The 15,240-nt window shown below is 65.1% G+C and carries 23 protein-coding genes and 1 tRNA gene; 6 read left to right on the forward strand and 18 right to left on the reverse strand.

Annotated features, from left to right (window positions below; all coding sequences use genetic code 11):
- Positions 1–43: 43 nt before the first annotated feature.
- Both GSI01S_RS02260 and GSI01S_RS02265 read right to left on the reverse strand, forming a co-directional pair.
- On the reverse strand, positions 44–574 hold the full coding sequence (locus GSI01S_RS02260; protein WP_006894716.1) for an MmpS family transport accessory protein: 531 nt from the start codon (positions 572–574) through the stop codon (positions 44–46).
- 153 nt (positions 575–727) lie between these two features.
- The gene (locus GSI01S_RS02265) at positions 728–1,492 is read right to left on the reverse strand and encodes a lytic transglycosylase domain-containing protein (RefSeq protein WP_006894717.1); all 765 of its coding nucleotides are present in this window, start codon (positions 1,490–1,492) and stop codon (positions 728–730) included.
- A 432-nt stretch (positions 1,493–1,924) separates the two neighbouring features.
- On the opposite strand from GSI01S_RS02265, the gene GSI01S_RS02270 reads away from it, so the two are divergent.
- On the forward strand, positions 1,925–2,653 hold the full coding sequence (locus tag GSI01S_RS02270) for a hypothetical protein (protein WP_006894718.1): 729 nt from the start codon (positions 1,925–1,927) through the stop codon (positions 2,651–2,653).
- A 223-nt stretch (positions 2,654–2,876) separates the two neighbouring features.
- Here GSI01S_RS02270 and GSI01S_RS02275 read toward each other — a convergent pair whose 3' ends face one another.
- The 11 genes from GSI01S_RS02275 to GSI01S_RS20740 all read right to left on the reverse strand — a co-directional run bounded on the left by GSI01S_RS02275 (position 2,877) and on the right by GSI01S_RS20740 (position 9,948).
- Complete coding sequence (locus tag GSI01S_RS02275) at positions 2,877–3,215, reverse strand: hypothetical protein (RefSeq protein WP_006894719.1); 339 nt, start codon at positions 3,213–3,215, stop codon at positions 2,877–2,879.
- A complete protein-coding gene (locus GSI01S_RS02280) occupies positions 3,212–3,529 on the reverse strand; it encodes a hypothetical protein (RefSeq protein ID WP_006894720.1) in 318 nt (105 codons plus the stop codon). The genes GSI01S_RS02275 and GSI01S_RS02280 overlap by 4 nt, the downstream gene beginning before the upstream one ends.
- Positions 3,529–4,374, reverse strand: coding sequence for a phage major capsid protein (locus tag GSI01S_RS02285; RefSeq protein WP_006894722.1), 846 nt, complete (start codon positions 4,372–4,374; stop codon positions 3,529–3,531). The genes GSI01S_RS02280 and GSI01S_RS02285 overlap by 1 nt, the downstream gene beginning before the upstream one ends.
- A 116-nt stretch (positions 4,375–4,490) precedes the next feature.
- On the reverse strand, positions 4,491–4,958 hold the full coding sequence (locus tag GSI01S_RS02290; RefSeq protein WP_006894724.1) for a hypothetical protein: 468 nt from the start codon (positions 4,956–4,958) through the stop codon (positions 4,491–4,493).
- Entirely contained in the window at positions 4,955–5,536 is a 582-nt protein-coding gene (locus GSI01S_RS02295; RefSeq protein WP_006894725.1) for a hypothetical protein, read from the reverse strand. Before GSI01S_RS02295 ends, GSI01S_RS02290 begins: the two co-directional genes overlap by 4 nt.
- On the reverse strand, positions 5,536–6,816 hold the full coding sequence (locus tag GSI01S_RS02300; RefSeq protein ID WP_006894726.1) for a phage portal protein: 1,281 nt from the start codon (positions 6,814–6,816) through the stop codon (positions 5,536–5,538). The genes GSI01S_RS02295 and GSI01S_RS02300 overlap by 1 nt, the downstream gene beginning before the upstream one ends.
- Positions 6,813–8,279, reverse strand: a complete 1,467-nt coding sequence (locus GSI01S_RS02305) for a terminase large subunit domain-containing protein (protein ID WP_006894727.1) — start codon at positions 8,277–8,279, stop codon at positions 6,813–6,815. The genes GSI01S_RS02300 and GSI01S_RS02305 overlap by 4 nt, the downstream gene beginning before the upstream one ends.
- Positions 8,280–8,679: 400 nt before the next feature.
- Complete coding sequence (locus tag GSI01S_RS02310) at positions 8,680–8,916, reverse strand: hypothetical protein (protein ID WP_006894730.1); 237 nt, start codon at positions 8,914–8,916, stop codon at positions 8,680–8,682.
- Complete coding sequence (locus GSI01S_RS02315; protein WP_006894732.1) at positions 8,913–9,128, reverse strand: hypothetical protein; 216 nt, start codon at positions 9,126–9,128, stop codon at positions 8,913–8,915. Before GSI01S_RS02315 ends, GSI01S_RS02310 begins: the two co-directional genes overlap by 4 nt.
- Positions 9,125–9,370: a hypothetical protein gene (locus GSI01S_RS02320; protein WP_006894733.1), complete on the reverse strand. Its 246-nt coding sequence runs from the start codon at positions 9,368–9,370 to the stop codon at positions 9,125–9,127. Before GSI01S_RS02320 ends, GSI01S_RS02315 begins: the two co-directional genes overlap by 4 nt.
- The gene (locus GSI01S_RS20740) at positions 9,370–9,948 is read right to left on the reverse strand and encodes an AAA family ATPase (RefSeq protein ID WP_439644227.1); all 579 of its coding nucleotides are present in this window, start codon (positions 9,946–9,948) and stop codon (positions 9,370–9,372) included. The genes GSI01S_RS02320 and GSI01S_RS20740 overlap by 1 nt, the downstream gene beginning before the upstream one ends.
- On the opposite strand from GSI01S_RS20740, the gene GSI01S_RS20745 reads away from it, so the two are divergent.
- Positions 9,949–10,359 (forward strand): hypothetical protein, encoded by a 411-nt coding sequence (locus GSI01S_RS20745; RefSeq protein ID WP_439644228.1) that lies wholly within the window; start codon positions 9,949–9,951, stop codon positions 10,357–10,359.
- Positions 10,360–10,379: 20 nt separating this feature from the next.
- Here GSI01S_RS20745 and GSI01S_RS20020 read toward each other — a convergent pair whose 3' ends face one another.
- Genes GSI01S_RS20020 through GSI01S_RS02335 form a run of 4 tightly spaced genes read right to left on the reverse strand, consistent with a single transcriptional unit; the run spans position 10,380 to position 11,341 of the window.
- Positions 10,380–10,706, reverse strand: coding sequence for a DUF2742 domain-containing protein (locus GSI01S_RS20020; RefSeq protein ID WP_006894735.1), 327 nt, complete (start codon positions 10,704–10,706; stop codon positions 10,380–10,382).
- On the reverse strand, positions 10,703–10,993 hold the full coding sequence (locus tag GSI01S_RS20025; RefSeq protein WP_006894737.1) for a hypothetical protein: 291 nt from the start codon (positions 10,991–10,993) through the stop codon (positions 10,703–10,705). Before GSI01S_RS20025 ends, GSI01S_RS20020 begins: the two co-directional genes overlap by 4 nt.
- The gene (locus tag GSI01S_RS20030) at positions 10,986–11,138 is read right to left on the reverse strand and encodes a hypothetical protein (RefSeq protein WP_006894738.1); all 153 of its coding nucleotides are present in this window, start codon (positions 11,136–11,138) and stop codon (positions 10,986–10,988) included. The genes GSI01S_RS20025 and GSI01S_RS20030 overlap by 8 nt, the downstream gene beginning before the upstream one ends.
- A gap of 2 nt (positions 11,139–11,140) precedes the next feature.
- Positions 11,141–11,341 carry a helix-turn-helix transcriptional regulator gene (locus GSI01S_RS02335; protein ID WP_006894739.1) on the reverse strand — a complete coding sequence of 67 codons (201 nt, stop codon included), beginning with the start codon at positions 11,339–11,341 and terminating at the stop codon, positions 11,141–11,143.
- A 103-nt stretch (positions 11,342–11,444) separates the two neighbouring features.
- Here GSI01S_RS02335 and GSI01S_RS02340 point away from each other — a divergent pair, with 103 nt between their 5' ends.
- Together GSI01S_RS02340 and GSI01S_RS02345 are read left to right on the forward strand one after the other, a co-directional pair.
- Positions 11,445–12,056: a helix-turn-helix domain-containing protein gene (locus GSI01S_RS02340; protein WP_006894740.1), complete on the forward strand. Its 612-nt coding sequence runs from the start codon at positions 11,445–11,447 to the stop codon at positions 12,054–12,056.
- Positions 12,040–13,179 (forward strand): tyrosine-type recombinase/integrase, encoded by a 1,140-nt coding sequence (locus tag GSI01S_RS02345; protein ID WP_006894741.1) that lies wholly within the window; start codon positions 12,040–12,042, stop codon positions 13,177–13,179. Before GSI01S_RS02340 ends, GSI01S_RS02345 begins: the two co-directional genes overlap by 17 nt.
- A 69-nt stretch (positions 13,180–13,248) precedes the next feature.
- On the opposite strand, the gene GSI01S_RS02350 is transcribed toward GSI01S_RS02345, so the two are convergent.
- Positions 13,249–13,321: transfer RNA gene (locus tag GSI01S_RS02350), tRNA-Ala, on the reverse strand.
- Between the two features lie 528 nt (positions 13,322–13,849).
- Here GSI01S_RS02350 and GSI01S_RS02355 point away from each other — a divergent pair.
- Positions 13,850–14,677: an HNH endonuclease family protein gene (locus tag GSI01S_RS02355; protein ID WP_081598052.1), complete on the forward strand. Its 828-nt coding sequence runs from the start codon at positions 13,850–13,852 to the stop codon at positions 14,675–14,677.
- 251 nt (positions 14,678–14,928) lie between these two features.
- Positions 14,929–15,231 (forward strand): urease subunit gamma, encoded by a 303-nt coding sequence (locus GSI01S_RS02360; RefSeq protein WP_006894743.1) that lies wholly within the window; start codon positions 14,929–14,931, stop codon positions 15,229–15,231.
- Positions 15,232–15,240: the final 9 nt, after the last annotated feature.

Consider the following 15,240-nt stretch of genomic DNA (forward strand, 5'->3'; position numbering starts at 1 on the left):
CAGGTCCCGTCATGGCGACGGGACCTGCGGACAACCCGGGCGATTAGCTGCTCGGCTGGCTCTCCTCGGTGGGAACGCTGTAGGTGCAGTTCGCGGTGGCCGCCGGACCCTTGCTGGTCTGGGTGTTCTTCACCTGGCCGTTCACCAGGATCTCGCAGGTGATCGTCTGGCTCGCGTCGGCCTCGAAGTCGTTCGTGGCGGTGAGGCTGGCGATCTTGCCGAACCCCTGCAGGGTCACGTCCTTGGTCCAGGGCAGCTGCGCTGCGGTGTCCTGGGCCATGTTGAAGTCCTTGTCGCTGTAGGTCACCGACGCGGTGCCCCCGCCGGTGACCCGGTAGGTGACGGTGGCGGTGCTGTTCGCGGCCTTGTCGATCTCGTTCGCGACGCCGCCGACCATGGCTGAGCAGCCCGCGATCACGGCGATGAACAGCACCACCAGTCCGCCGACGATCCACGGCCACTTCTTTCGCTTCTTCGCCGGCGGCTGCGGGGCGTACGGGTACGGCTGACCGTAAGGATTCGGCTGCTGACCGTACGGATTCGGCTGCTGAGGCTGCGACTCGGGGTTTGTCATCTCGGACTCCTGTGAAAGGTGTTGCCTGAGGGATGAAACCCTCAGTCGGACATCCGGGATGGTATGCGAAGGGTCGGACAAACCGGCTTAAGTCGTCTAGTCGGACGACAGAACGGCGTCGCGTGAACGGACGCGCGCGGTGGAATGGCGCGCTCAGTAACTCCGCGCGAATCCGAGGACGTTGCTGACGTACTCGGCGGAGTTGTTGTATCGCAGGACGGCGCGGCTCTGCCCGGCCGGATCGGCCAGGTCCAGGTTCTCGTCGCAGAGGTAGCGCGCCGTCGTCAGTGCCGCGTCGAAGAGGTTCTGCGGGTCGGCTTTGCCGTCGCCGTTGCCGTCGGCCGCATAGTGTTCCCACGTCGCGGGGAGGAACTGGGTCGGTCCGACGGCGCGGTCGTACTGTGCGTTGCCGTCGAGGCGTCCGCCATCGGTGTCTGCGATGACCTGGTTGCCGGCGAGCGAGCCGTCGAGGACGGGGCCGTATATCGGATGCCGCAACTGGCCGCGCGAGTCGGCGTCACCGAAGTTGGCGTGCTGCGACTCCACCCGGCCGATGCCTGCGATCAGCTTCCAATCGATATGGCATCGGGGCGTGGTCTTGGCCATCGTGGCCGCAGCCGAGCGGTAGGCCTCGAAGTTGATGCGCGGGATCACGCCGGTCGTCACCGAGGCGGGCAGCGCGGGTGCGGGAGGGGTGGCGTGCCGTGTGGCGGCGACCGGCCGGACTGGGGTCTGGGTGGTCGACGGTGCCGGACGGGGGTCGGCCTCGGCACGGATGGGCGTCGAGGCCGCGGCGTGGTCGGAGGATGCCACGCGGTCCGGGGAACTCGACGTCACGCCCATCAGGGCTCCGGTGACCGGAACCAGGCCGGCCGCGACGAGCAGGGCGGACTTCAGCGGTTTGCGATTCGGATGCATGGTCAGACCTTGGTGTCGGGGAGGGTGGCTTCCTCTCGACAGCCGGCCACGCAGGCGATTCGGGCCGCGAACGGCGGCTGTTCGAGGACTGCGGACGAACGTACATGAGTTCGTCGCGATACCGTTATTAGGTCGTTACCAAGCTCCTATGGTGCTTTGTAGTAGTTCGGTGATATTGCAGGTCAACGACGGCGCCTCGCCCAGTTTGTGAGGTGAGACACGAAACCGCAGGTAGCGTCCGATTTCCGGAGTTCGGGGTGGAGCTCACGCGCGGTGTGTCTCGCGCGGCTTGCACCTCACGCGACGTGAGGTTGCATGGTGGAGACATGGCGAACGTGTCGAAGCGGTGGAGCGCCGGTCAGGTCGCGGAGACGAGCGGACTGACGGTGCGGACCCTGCATCACTGGGACGAGATGGCTCGCCCCGCTACGGGTGCTGTCTGATCAACTCCGGCGCGTCGATGCGGAACTGATCGCTCTGGGCCGGTTGCGGGAACGACTGGCCGCAGTGGTCGCCGCCGGGGACGCCAGTGTCGAGTGCGTCGACCCTGCGGAGATGCTGCGGCTCATGCGAGCGGCTCGCACCGGCGCGGGCGAGGTGCTCGACCGCCACTTGAACGGGGAGCAACGCGAGCGCCTCGCTGCCGCAGCGGCGGAGACCGGTCCGGGCCTGGCCTACCGGACCGAGATCGAATGGCCTCATCTGTACCGACGAGTCGAGGAATTGCGCCTGTCCGGTGCGACCGCCGACGACCCGCGCGTGCAGAAGCTCGTGAGCCGGATGGAAGAACTCTCCGTACAGGTCACGGGTGATGACGCTGAGATCAGCGCCGCAGTGCGCGGCGCGTGGCGGGATGATCCTGCGGGCATGTCGGGGGGCCGCACAGGTAGCGGACCCGTGGCGTGCGTTGGCGGAGTTCGTCGATCACGCGCGGCGCGTCCACCTACCCGACGCCGCCGCCGGCGACGGCTCATGAGCTCGTGGCCCGGTGCGGGCTCGCTCCTCCCGCTGTTCGTGCCCCTGGTGATGCTGCTGATCTTGGCTGGTCTCGGCGTGATCGCGTGGGCGGTGCCGATCAGCGTGGCGATGGCGTGCGCCGTCTTCTCATCGCTCGTCTGTTGGCGGAAGCGCTTCCGGGGATGCGGCCGTGAGAACGAGTGAGGCCAGGTCGAGGATTTCCTCTGACCTGGCCTCACTTCTGTGGAGCTAAGGGGAATCGAACCCCTGACCTACTCGATGCGAACGGGTGAAACTGGGAGTTTGCTGCTCTTGCCTTCGTTGGCCGCATCGAGTTTGTGCAGGTCAGTGCGTTGTCGTCGTTGGTGCCGTATGAGCCGTTGTGGATCTACTGCGGGCGCACTGCGGGCTGTAGACGGTTTCCTGACTACCCGACGATGGCTTTGGTGATGAGTTCGTAGTGGTGCAGCTTCGACCCCATGTAGTGCCGTTCCACGCTGCCGTCGACGTACAGGGTCACGTAGTCACGCCAGGTGATCGTGAGGGCGTCGCCGATGTACGCGGGAATGTCGACCGTGGGTGCCAGGATCATCTGATAGCGGGTCCGAACGTACTGTCGGTCGCCGTCCAGCTTCTGCTCGGTTCCCAGCGGCCACACGTTCGCCAGGACGTTCTTCTCGACGATCGTCTCGATCGGGTTACCGTGGGCGTCTTCCTCGCCGGTGTCGATGCGGTAGGCGACCTTCACGCGGTCCCGGTAGATCACTGCGCCTTCTTCCGGTAGCGGTTCAGGACGAACAGTTCCGCCAACGTCCAGCCTTGGAATCCTCCCTTGGTGCGGTAGGAACCGATGGCGAGGTCTTCGGACTGCTCGGGGTTGGTGACCAGGCGTGCTGTGGCGGTCGTGATGACGGCCGCGATGTCCTCTGAGGGTTCGTCGTTGTTGAAGCCTGCACCGCGGGTGTATGCGCGTGCCATCGCGGTGATGATGGTGACGTGCTGTCCGGCCAGGGCGGCGAGTGTGGTGTCGTCGCCCTGGCCGAGGAATGCAGCAACGTCTGCGCCGGTCGGCGCACTCATTACGGGGTCTCGGCGGTCAGGACCGACACGGCTTCGGGGTGCAGGAGGCCGAGGTCGTAACGACACGTGACGCGCAGGCCGACCTGGTCGTATTCGGCGTACCGCTCGTTGAGGACGGTGACCGAGGGGCTGGTGTCGCGGGCGATCGCCACGGTGCTCATGTCGGCGAGGACTGCGGTGCCGGCGGGGAGCTTGTTGGTGACGGTCGCGGGGATGCCGAACAAGGTGGTGCCGGACTGCTTCGACGGATCGGGTTCGAGCAGGTATCGCTTGGAGGCGGTGCCTTCCTTCACTTTGCGGAGTGCCGCAAAGTCGGCGCCGGACAGGAACCACCGGTTCGGGGTGACCTCGATGGCGTTCAGGGCGGCGATGGCGTCGAGCAGGCTGTCGGGGTCGGTGACGTCGAGTTCGCCGGTGGTGACGCCGGTCTGCTTGGTGATGCCGGTGATCGAGTCGCCGGTGCCGGCTCCCTGCAGGAGGGCGTCGTCGAGGAGGTCGCTGACGTCCTTGACCAGGCGTGCCTTCATCACGGCGTCGATGCCGATGACGGACTGACGGACGAGTTCGCTGGTGAATCGCATGATCGTCTTGATCGACTTGCGTTCGTTGGGCATGAGCCGGACCTCGTCGAAGGCGATGTCGGCGGTGTCGGGGATGAGTCCGCCTTCGCCGACGAAGCCGGGGGTGGAGCCGGAGACGAGCTTGGGGATGCGGAGTTCGCTGGCGGTGTCGAAGATGCGGGGGCCGGAGCCGAGGACGACGCTGGCGGCTTCGAGGGGCTGGACGAGCAGCGACGAGACCTGTTCGGCGAGCAGGGACGGGTTGGTGGTGGTCGATTCGACCATGAGGAGCCTCCTGAAGGCGGTAGTTCCAGATTCGGAAGTTCACGCCACCAGGACGAGAAGAAGGGGACGTCCACCAGGAACGTCCCCTTCATCGTCTCACATAGTGAGAATGCCTTCTACCTGCCTCCGAGGATGCCGAGGAGGTCGACTTCCCGGCTCTGGGAAGTGGCTCCCTGACCGACGTCGCCGATCGGCCGGCGAGCAGCCAGGTGAGGCTTGCGCTGCAGGAGGTCGTCGATCGCTTCCCGGAGCCGGGAACCATCCTCGTCGAGGTGGTCGTCGGCGTAGTCCAGATCGGTCGGGTCCTGCAGGCGGCCATCGGCGGCGACGAGGGCACGGTGCAGGCGGTGGGCGAGTTCGTCGGCCCGCTGGGCGCGCTGACGGTACTTGCCGTTCTCCTGCCGTAGCTTCTCCACGTACTCGCGGGAGAACGTGTCAGCGTCGTCATCAGGCTTTTCGGGGTCATCCCCAACTTCTTCGCGGGGCCGCGTAAAAGCCTCCTCGTCGTTTTCCGGTTCCAAACCGGGATTCTCGTCGATGGCAGGTTCGGGCTGAACGTCTGTCGTCTGGTCGGTGTCGGTCATCGGATTCCCTTCGCTCGGGCTGTCTTCCATGTCTCCTTGATTCCCTTCTTCAGGACTGGTTTGGGGCTGCAGGTGCATCCCTTGTGATGCTGGAACGGGTGCTCGGCAGGCCAGACTCGGCCTTCGCGCCACCACCATTCGCACAGTTGGCAGGCGTTTGCTGACTTGTGCCTGATCCATCCTCGAGTGAGCCCGGACCGGACCATCGAGTCCTGCGCCGCCTCCGCAGCAGCTTCGAGGGGTTCGGACCGGGCGAGGCGACCGACGATCGCATCGGGCACCGGTGACGCTTCGGCGACAGTCAGGGTGGTGTCGGCGGCCTTCCGTAGTCGCGGGCTCTCGTCGGGGAAGTCGACGCCCGAGACGGGGAGCGGTTCGCCGAGCTCGATCATCATCTGCGTCGCCATCGCCATATCGGCGAGAGACCGTGCCCGGCCGTTGGCTTCGGCGATCAACTGCGCGATGATCTGGACTGTCTCTTCCCGGTCGAGGAGACCTTCCAGGTACGAGTGATAGGCGGCTAGGACGGTCTGCTCGGAGTCCGTCGCCAACTGGGCGAGGGTGTCTCGGTAGGCCATCAGTTCACCAGCTTCGACAGGTCGATGGCGGCGGCGTCGACCGCGGCGGTACGGCGGGCCTGCCGGATCGCGGTGATCTCGTCGTCGCCGTATCCGAGACGCTGCAGTGCGTAATCGGCCGGCAACAGACCCGAGGAGAACAGTTTCACGATGGCGTCGGCTTCCTGCCCGATCGAGCGGGTCGCGGGGTCGGCCCACACGATCCGAGGCTCGACGCGGTGCGGGTCGGCACCGTCGCGGACCGCGACGATCAGGCGGGCGACCTGCTCCCAGGCTCGGCCGAATACCTGCTGGCGGGCCTGCGCCCTGGCGGTCAGTGAGGCTTCCGCAGCGCGGAGAGCATCAGCGGACGGTGGTGTCGCCGTCAGTTGCCCGATGTAGTGGGAGGGGAGTGCCGAGACCGCCATGATCTGCCCGAGGAGGATGCGGACCGCGGCCTCGTAGCCTCCCAAGTTCGCCGAGTCGAGCTGCCCGAACTTGGAGTCCGGGTTCTCCGACACCATCGCCCGATTGCCTTCCGGGATCGGGTTGATGGCTTTGCCTTCCTCGTCCTCCTCCAACTCGATGCCGGTCGCCCAGCGGCGCGGCCGGCCAACGTACTCCGAGGTCGTCAGCATGTCGGTCAGCGTCTTGTTCAAGGCGTCGACCAACGGCTTCAAGTCCTCGATCTCCGAGACTCCCTCGTCGAGGAGGCGATCAGAGTTCGTGAGCCGGACGACCGGGACCATCCCGAGCGGATTCGCCAAGGTCTCGATGACCTTGAACCCTGCCGTCGTCGCACCGGTCTGCTCGGCCCGCAGCCGCACGATCTCGTCGCGGCCGTACAGGACAGCCTCGGTCGTCGTCGCGGTCTCCCAACGCTTCAGGGCGGCGATCACCTCACGGCTGCCGGGATCGGTGAGGACCGTGACCTGCTTCGCTGACTCGATCGTCACCTTCGGCCGGCCGAGGTGGTCGGCCCACACGATCGCATACGAGGCGCCGAGCAGCAGTGCCTCACGGTGCGCGATCGTCGAAGTCTGATCGAGGTCGTTGCGGAGCCAGTCATCCCACACCTCGACGCCGGCGAACCCGGTGACGCGAAGGCGTTCGGTCAGGGACGTGATCGCCAGTCGGGGAATGTTCGAGGCCATCCGGCCGAAGCGGTCGCCGAGAGCTTCGCGGGATTCGGGGGCCAGGAACGCGAGCGGCTGGGTGCCGTTGTAGTAGCGCTCGTTCTCGGCGTAGCGGGCCGCGGGCTCATCCAAGCGCTGCAGCAGAGTCGTCAGGGTATCGGTCATCGAAAGCTCCTCGCCTTCTTGCGGGTATTGCGGGTAGCGCGCCACGTCGCTCGTGAATGCGCCATGACCAGGCACGCGGCCAGGTCGATCTTTCGTGCTTTCCTCGACCTCGACTGTTTGGCGAGGCGGATACCCCGGGAGTCCTCCACGATCACCGCGGCACCAACGTGGGCGGCGAGAGTGGAATCTCCCGAGTGCGACATCTTGCCGTTCAGGGCGGCTGAGTAGAGGTCGCCGGTCGCAGCGGTCAGCCGCGACGGGGAATGAGGGAACTCGAGGATCGGCAGGCGTTCGGACTCGAGCACCTGCAGCGTCCTGGTCCAGCGGAACGGGTCGGCGACGATCTCCACCACGTTCCAGCGTTGGCACGCCTTGCGGATCTCGTCCTCGACCTCGGCGACCGGGACACGCCACGACTCATCGCCCGGTGGGCGTTCCCACACTTTGATCTTGTCGAAGTGCGGCTCGGTCGACACGGTGCCGACGAGCAGGGCCGTCGTGTCATCGGAGAAGCTGCCGTCGAGAGCCACCACCACGTCGAGGCCGTCCGGGACCGGCTCACCGTTGGCGAGGGAGTCCCACACGCCGGGCGGCAGGAACGCGCCGTCGACGTCTGTGGCGAACTGGCACAACCTCGCTCGGCGGAACGTCGCCTCCCGCGTCTTCGGCGGCAGGAGAGCCACCAAAGCATCACGGTGCAGGAAGTCATCCAACGCCGGATTCGCCAGGCTCCAGCAGTGCTCACAGTCGACAGGATGGTCCTCGAAGCCGACCGCGGAGAACTCCCGCCACCGTATCGACCGATCATCAGGATGAGCGAGGGCGTACTCCCGCAACGACAACAGCACCTGATCCTCGACGTTCGGACCCGGCGTGCCGATCGCCACCAGGACCGACTTGGCGCGCTTGCCCTGAGCGAGCTGCACCACCTCGAACAAGTCACGGTTCACCACGCCGGCCTCGTCGACGATCGCCAACACATAGTCCAAACCCTCGGCCGCGGCAGGCGATGCCGGATAGACCGCGAAGCTGGAGTCGGTCGCCGGAATGTACAGGCGTTCCTTGAACACCTGACAACGCTCGGCGAGTTCCGGGGACAGCTCCACCATGCGGCGGGCCGCGGAGAACGCCAGACCCGCCTGACGCTCATCGACAGCGAAGACCACCACGTTCGCGCCGTCGCCCCAGCAGAAGAAGGCATACAAGCCGATCGCGGCGTTCAGCGTCGTCTTGCCCGAGCCACGCGGAAGCATCAGGCCGACCGTGCGAGCACCCGAATCCAACACGTCCTGCGCGATCTCCACCTGCCAGTCCCGCAAGTGCAGCTTCCCTCGGCTGTTCGTACCCTTCGGCACCCGCAAAAACTTGTCAGCGAACGCCAGAAACCGTTCCGACTCCACCTCTGACCTGGGCTTAAACGGGAGCGGCTGATCGCTCACCGCAGCCTTCGGACCCGCCTTCACGCCACACCACCCCCGCCCTTGATGGTAATCATTTCCAAGTGTAACGCCTTCTGTGCCTTGCCTTCGGGTCTCTGACCTGGTCTTTTACCTTCCCTCCCCGGTCGTGCTTGGCCTCGGGCTCGGTTGCAGGGGCCGCAGACGACGTCGATGTCGGTGAGGCGGATGGGCTTGCCCCGGGCCTTGCGTGCCCAGGCTTCGGGGGAGTGGTCGGTCTGCAGGTCGTTGGTGGCACCACAGTCCGAGCAGAAGGGTTGGAGCTTGCGGGCTCGTCGGGACAGCCGGGTCCATGCGGCGTCGTAGCCACGGGAGTGGGCGGTCGGCTTGGTGTCTCCGGGGTGGCAGTCCGGGCAGTAGGTGCCGGTGGGGATGGGCTCACCGCAGCGGTGGCAGGGGCGGGCTGTCATCCCTCCTCCTGCCGGTGGAGGTGGCCTTGGAGGTAGTCGCCGAGGACGGCATGGAGGTGTTGGGCTTGCTCGATGACGGGATCGAGGAGGAGTGCGAAGTCTCCGAGTCGTTGATCGGTGAATGAGAGGACTGGACATTCGACTGGTCCGATTGATGTGTTCGCGTCGAAGACTGTGAGCTTGAGGTGTCCGATGGGACTGAGGCGGATGAGGTCGTCGTCGTGGTCGATCATGGTGTTTCCTCTTCGATGGTGTCGTGGATGGCGTCGGCGAGGTGCCGTGCTTGATCGGTGGTGAGGGTGAGGCCGGCGAAGGTGATGAGTCCGTCGACCTTCTGGACGTAGGGATGGTGTGCTGCTGGGCGGCAGTCGGCGCAGTAGCGGGTGACGGACTTGGTGTGGCGGCTGCATCCGAGGCAGGGCTTGGAGGATCGTTTGCGGGTCATTCGCCGGCCTCCCGGATACGTGCTTGCCGTGCGACCTCGGCGGCGTTCCATTCGCGTCCTGCTCGGTGGGCTCGTCGGCGGGCGCGTTCGAGCCAGGCGATGTGCGCGTCTGTGATGTTGGAGTCGAGTTCCTGTAGTTGGAGTGTCTGGTCGAGGTGGGTGTCGCTGCCGTCCCAGGGACGGCCGGTGTACTGCTCGGTGATGCGGCTCATCTGCTCGAACTCGTCTGCGGTGAGTGCCATCAGGCGGACTCCTTCTGCCAGGACTTGAACGCGGTGCGGGCGCGTTTGTCACTCCACTTGAGTCGTTCCCGGGTCTCGCGTGCCGATGTCGGTGCCGGGTCGAGATTGGCGATCGCGGCGACGTCGGCCTCTGGTGCGGTCTCCTCGGGATTCCGATCAGTGCTCAGCGGGGCCTGAACGTTGATCGTGTCGCCTAGGATGCAAAACTTCCCGGCGAGCGGTTCCCGATCGCCCGAGGGTGAATGGCGCCGAAGTCCTCCGTGCCGGTCCTTGTGGATCGACAGGTAGGCGGACCCGCCGGCGTCTGGGGTGAACGCTTGGTCGACCTTGACGCGGATGCTGGTGCCTCCGATCGCTCGTCGCTTGGCCGCGGTGCCGGTCGGACCGTAGGCGCGGCTGTCGGCACCCTTGGCGAGATGGTCGATGCCGACGACTGCAGCGCCAGTTCGAGTGAGGGGCTTGATCACCCGCGTGTGGACGTCGGTGAACTCATCGGCCGAGTTGGAATTACTGCCGTACAACGGCAGGAGTTCGCCGATGGAGTCGAGGATCACCAGGGTTGGCTTCCAGACCTCCATGTGTTCGATGATGTGGAGCATCTGGACGCGCTCGGCAGGTTCGACGTAGAGGAAGCGTTCGGCGTCGCGAAGGACTTCCTCGTCGGCACCGAAGTCGATGAGACGGGACAGGGTGCTCTGAGGACCGTTGTGATCGAGGTCGAGCCGGAGGACGCGGCCACCAGCGGCGAGGGCTTCCACGGAAGCGAAGTCGCACAGGAGAGTCTTGCCGCTCTCCGGGTCGCCGAACACGACGTTGAACTGGCCTTCGTAGAACAGGCCGATGCCGTCCGAGCGGAGGCAGACGGAAGGGACCGGAGGTTCGATTGCACTACCGTCGAGAATCGAGCCCACATCGACGTAGCCGCACAACTCGGTTGCAACTCGGTTGACACTCTCGGTGTGGAGAGTTGCAACCGTACCCATAGGTGAGTTGCAACTCTGGGTGTTGTTCACGCTGTCTTCCTCCTGAGGTCGGGATGCTGTCGGTAGAAGGCGTCGCGGTCTGCGATGTGCTTGGCGACGCGCGCCCAATCGAGTTCCTGTGAGGCTTCGATCGAGGCGTCCTTCAGAGCGGCACGCCGCTCTGACCTTTCGAGGAGGTCGGTTTCGAGTGCCCAGCGGTCGCCGGCCACGATGATCGACGCGACCTTGGCGGGGTCGCTGTCTGCGAGTGCTTGCCATTCGGCGGTGCCGAGGATCGGCAGGTATCCGTACTTCCCCCTGAGGACGCGGCGCACGTACGGGTGCACCGCGTCCCAGTCGACCCCATATGTCACTGGCGACCCTTGAAGTACATGTCGTCGAGTTCGTCCTCGAGGTCGGCGATGAACGTGCAGGTGTCGCACCAGACCACCTTTGGGCCGGTGGGTGGGAGTTTGGTTTTCCAGTCCGGTTCCGGTGCGTCGATATCGCTGCCACGGGTCTCCCAATCCGGTGCAGGTGCGTAGATACCGCAGTACGTGATGTCGCGGCCACGGATCGCCCAGTGGAGGACGGTCGGCCTGCTTGGCCGGGCCGCGGTCTCTGCGGGTGTGGGCTCGGTGTTCAAGGTAGGATCAGACATAGCTTTCGATTCCTTCGTGATCGTTGGCGGTGGCCTCGGTGCTGGCGTTCTTGGTGGGATGCAGCATCGGGGCTTTTCGCATGTCGGGGGTGTGGTCGTCCTCGATGAGGCCGAGGTCGGCGTGCTCGGCCTGCGGCCAGGTCAAGATCAAGCTGCGCCTCCGCGGGTGGTGGCGGCCTCCTGCTCGGCGATCCATCGCTCGATCTCGGACTTCCGGTAGAGCACTTTCGTGCCGAGGACGAACGACGCGGGTCCGCGGTTGGCGTGGCGCCAGTAGCGGAGAGTCGCGGCAGGGAGGAATGGATACTGCTCGCTCACCTGCTTGGTGGTGAGGATCGGATCGGTCATGTTTCGTACTCCATCGTGTCGTTGTGGGTGCATCGCCATGATGCACTCAAGTTGTATCACACGTGAAGTTGTGGGCGCATCGTCACGTGTTTAGGCTGTTGGCATGGGCGACGACAAGGACACCGAATATCTGCCGCGAGACCTCGGATACTGGGAGGAGAACTTCTTCCACGAGATGCGAGTGCGTCGGGAAGCTATGGGGTTGTCGCAGACCGAGTTTGCGAAGATGCTGACCGACTATCCCGATAACACGGGAACGAAGTTCTACCAGGCAACGATCCAGCGCATCGAAAGCGGCGAGAGACCAGTGAAACTGTTCGAGGCCGTGTGGATTGCCGCGCTGTTGAACTCGTCGGTGCACGAGATGATCAACGGTTACAGCATCGAATTTGCTTACGAAGAACTCGTCAGCCACATCGGGCCGGACGCGTTCGACCACGAGCTCGAACGCGCTGAGATGCTGCACGGTCCGGGCCGGATCGTCTCTGAACTTATCGACCAGTACAAGGCGGCGGTGGCTGCCACTTCGGGCGCGCAGGCCGACGAGAACCTCCTACGCGTGGCTGAGGCAATTGTCGAGCTAGACAAGGTGGCGAGGGTTGGACGGGTCGTGTACCGGCAAGAACTGAAGAAGGCGGCGGCGGCATGTGCTGCGCTAGAGCGGACATATCCGAGGTCGATCAGGGGGGACGTCGGCGATGACTCAGAGGCGTAATCGTCGTGCTGGTGTCGAGGACCGGTGGCGGAAGCAGGACGGCACACCCTCGGCGAACGACGGCAAGGGCAAGCGGTGGCGCGCTCGGTACGTCGACGATGATGGCCAGGAGCGGGAGAAGCTGTTCGACCGCAGGGTCGACGCGAAGGCGTTCATTGACGAGGTGACCAGCGCGCAGGTGACCGGTTCTTACGTCGATCCAGCAGCAGGTGTCCTGACTGTCGATGTCGTCTACGAGCAGTGGAGCGCGGCCCGAGGGCACGTCGCGGCGAAGACAGCGAAGACGTCGGCCTCGGCGTGGCAGAGTCGCGTGCAACCACACTGGGGGAGTAGGAGGGTCGGCGATATTCGTTCGTCGCACGTCCGGTCGTGGGTCGCGCAGATGGTCGCCAGTGATGTCGGTGTGCCGACGATCGAGAACTGTTTCGGGATACTGCGTCAGGTGCTCGGGCAAGCAGTCGAGGATCGCCGGATCGTCAAGAATCCGTGCGATGGGGTGAAGTTGCCTAAGCGGCTGCACGCGGACCGTGGATATCTGACACACGGGCAGGTGTCACTACTCGCCGAGACGGTCGACTTCCGTCCTGAGGTTGTCCGGTTCCTCGCCTACACAGGACTTCGGTGGGGTGAGATGGCTGCACTGCGTATTCAGGACTTCGACATGCTTCGTCGCCGTGTCGACGTCGCTCGATCTGTCACTGAGGCCAACGGACTCGACTGGGGCACTCCGAAGGATCACGAGCGGCGTTCGGTGCCGTTCCCGAAGGCTTTGGCTGATGAGCTGGCGGCGCTGATGGTCGGGAAGCGGCGGGACGATCTGGTGTTCACTGATTCGCGGGGCAGTGTTCTACGGAACTCGAACTACAGGTCGAGGACGTTCCGGCCGGCGGTGGCGGCGTGTCAGGTCGTCGACTCTGGGTTTCCAACGATCACGCCGCACGATCTGCGGCACACTGCGGCGTCGCTGGCGGTTCAGGCCGGCGCGAACGTGAAGGCGTTGCAGCGGATGCTTGGACACGCGAAGGCGTCGATGACGCTCGACGTGTACGCGGACCTGTTCGATGACGACCTCGATGGTGTTGCGGAGGCGTTGGACGAGGCGATCAGGTCTACTGCGGGCTGACTGCGGGCTGTCTCTGATACGACGAAAGGCCAGGCCGAGGAAAACATCCTCTGACCTGGCCTTTCTCTGTGGAGCTAAGGGGAATCGAACCCCTGACCTACTCGATGCGAACGAGTCGCGCTACCAACTGCGCCATAGCCCCTGAGCGTCTTGCCGACGACCGGAGATCAGTCTAACAGGACGCGAACGCCGGTACGCAAAGCCCCTGCGTCGAGGGGCCGCGTACCGGCGTCCAACGGTGGCCTATCCGCCGAAACCGATGGTGATGGCGACGTGCAGGAGGTCGCCGCCGAAGACGGTGAAGTCGTTGAAGAACTGGGTCAGAGCGGGGAACATGTGTTCGCCTTTCGGTAGGAGTTGGCCGCATCGGGCGATGCCAGAAAATCGTTACACAACCGGTCGAATCGGTATCTCTATGCAGACCCGAATCACATTCACCTGCGGTGGTGGCTACGAACACAGTGCCGTTCGTGCATGAAAGAAAGTGCGTTTTACCTGCGGGTTTGCTGTGAATATCTGGTGCGCGCCGCGCTCCGCGGAGATCCGGACACCCGAAGTTAACCTGACCTCACTTCTGGTTAACGCACGGGGCGCCGGGGAAGTCTTGAGTGGCAGTCGAGACTCGCTGGTTCCGGTGTCCGAGGCGCCGTCTACTCTCGCGCATGTGGGAATGACGAGGAGGCCGCGACGGACAGCTCTGGCAGTCGCCTCCGGAGCGCTCGTCGCCGGCCTGGTGTCCGGATGCTCGCTGCCCGCGCCCGCCGCGCAGGCTCCGGCAACTCCCTCGGTGACGCGCTCGCACGTTCCCGTACCGGTGTCCCCGTCCGGGGCCGTCGAGCCGGAGACGCAGGCGCCCGCTCCCGTGGGGACGGCGCGGGCCGGGCTGGCGCGACTCGCGGTCAAGGGGCGGGCGCCGAAGACGGGGTACGCGCGCGCCGAGTTCGGTCCGGCATGGACCGACGACCAAACCGCCGCCTGGGGTCGCAACGGGCTGAGTACGCGGGAGGACATCCTCTCCCGCGATCTGACCGATGTGACGTGCAAGGTCCGCGGCACCTCGCCCCGCGTGCCGCCGTGCGTGGTGCAGTCAGGGACTCTGCACGACCCGTACACCGGCTCGGTGGTCGAATTCGTGCGCGGGAACAAGACATCGGCATTGGTGCCGATCGACCACGTCGTGAGCCTGGGCGACGGGTGGCAGAAGGGCGCACAGCAGTTGAGCCGGGCCGAGCGGATCGCCTTCTCGAACGATCCGCTGAACCTGATCGCCTCGACGCGCGCCCCCAACTCCGCCAAGTCCGACTCGGACGCGGCGTCCTGGCTCGTGCCGAACAAGAGCTTTCGCTGCGCATACGTGGCGCGGCAGGTGGCGGTCAAACTCAAGTACCGCCTGTGGGTCACCGGCGCCGAGAAGGACGCGATCTCCCGGGTTCTCGAGAAGTGCCCTGATCAGCCGCTGCCGACCGAGTCGGACGCCGTGCGCCGCACCTACGGTTGACGGCGAGGTCTTATCGCCGAGTGGGGTCGTCGACGCCGGAAAGTGGCGTGACCATTCGGACGGCCGAAATCCACTGATCTGGAACACATTCCGCGCCATCGGGTGCTACCGTGCGCCGGTCTTCGGGCGAGTTGTCCAGAACTCAGCGGCGAGTCGGAGCCGGTGCTAGTTCAAATCACATGAGTCACACCGCGGTCTTCCGTGCGGAGACGGCGGCGGGATCACCGCTCGATGTCTTTCAAGGGGATGGCATGCATTTGACGCCGCGTGAGCTCGACAAGCTGACGATTCTGAATCTCGCGATGGTGGCCGAACGTCGAAAAGCCCGCGGGCTCAAACTGAACCACCCCGAGTCCGTCGCGATCATCACCGCCGCCGCACTCGAGGGCGCTCGCGACGGCAAGACCGTCGAACAGGTCATGAGCGAGGCCGCCAACGTCCTCACCGTCGACGACGTGATGGAAGGCGTCGGCGACATGATCACCAAGGTCCGAGTGGAAGCCGTGTTCACCGACGGCACCCGTCTCGTGACGGTCCACAATCCGATTCGTTGACCACCACTC

The organism is Gordonia sihwensis NBRC 108236 (genome assembly GCF_000333035.1).
Lineage (GTDB): Bacteria > Actinomycetota > Actinomycetes > Mycobacteriales > Mycobacteriaceae > Gordonia > Gordonia sihwensis.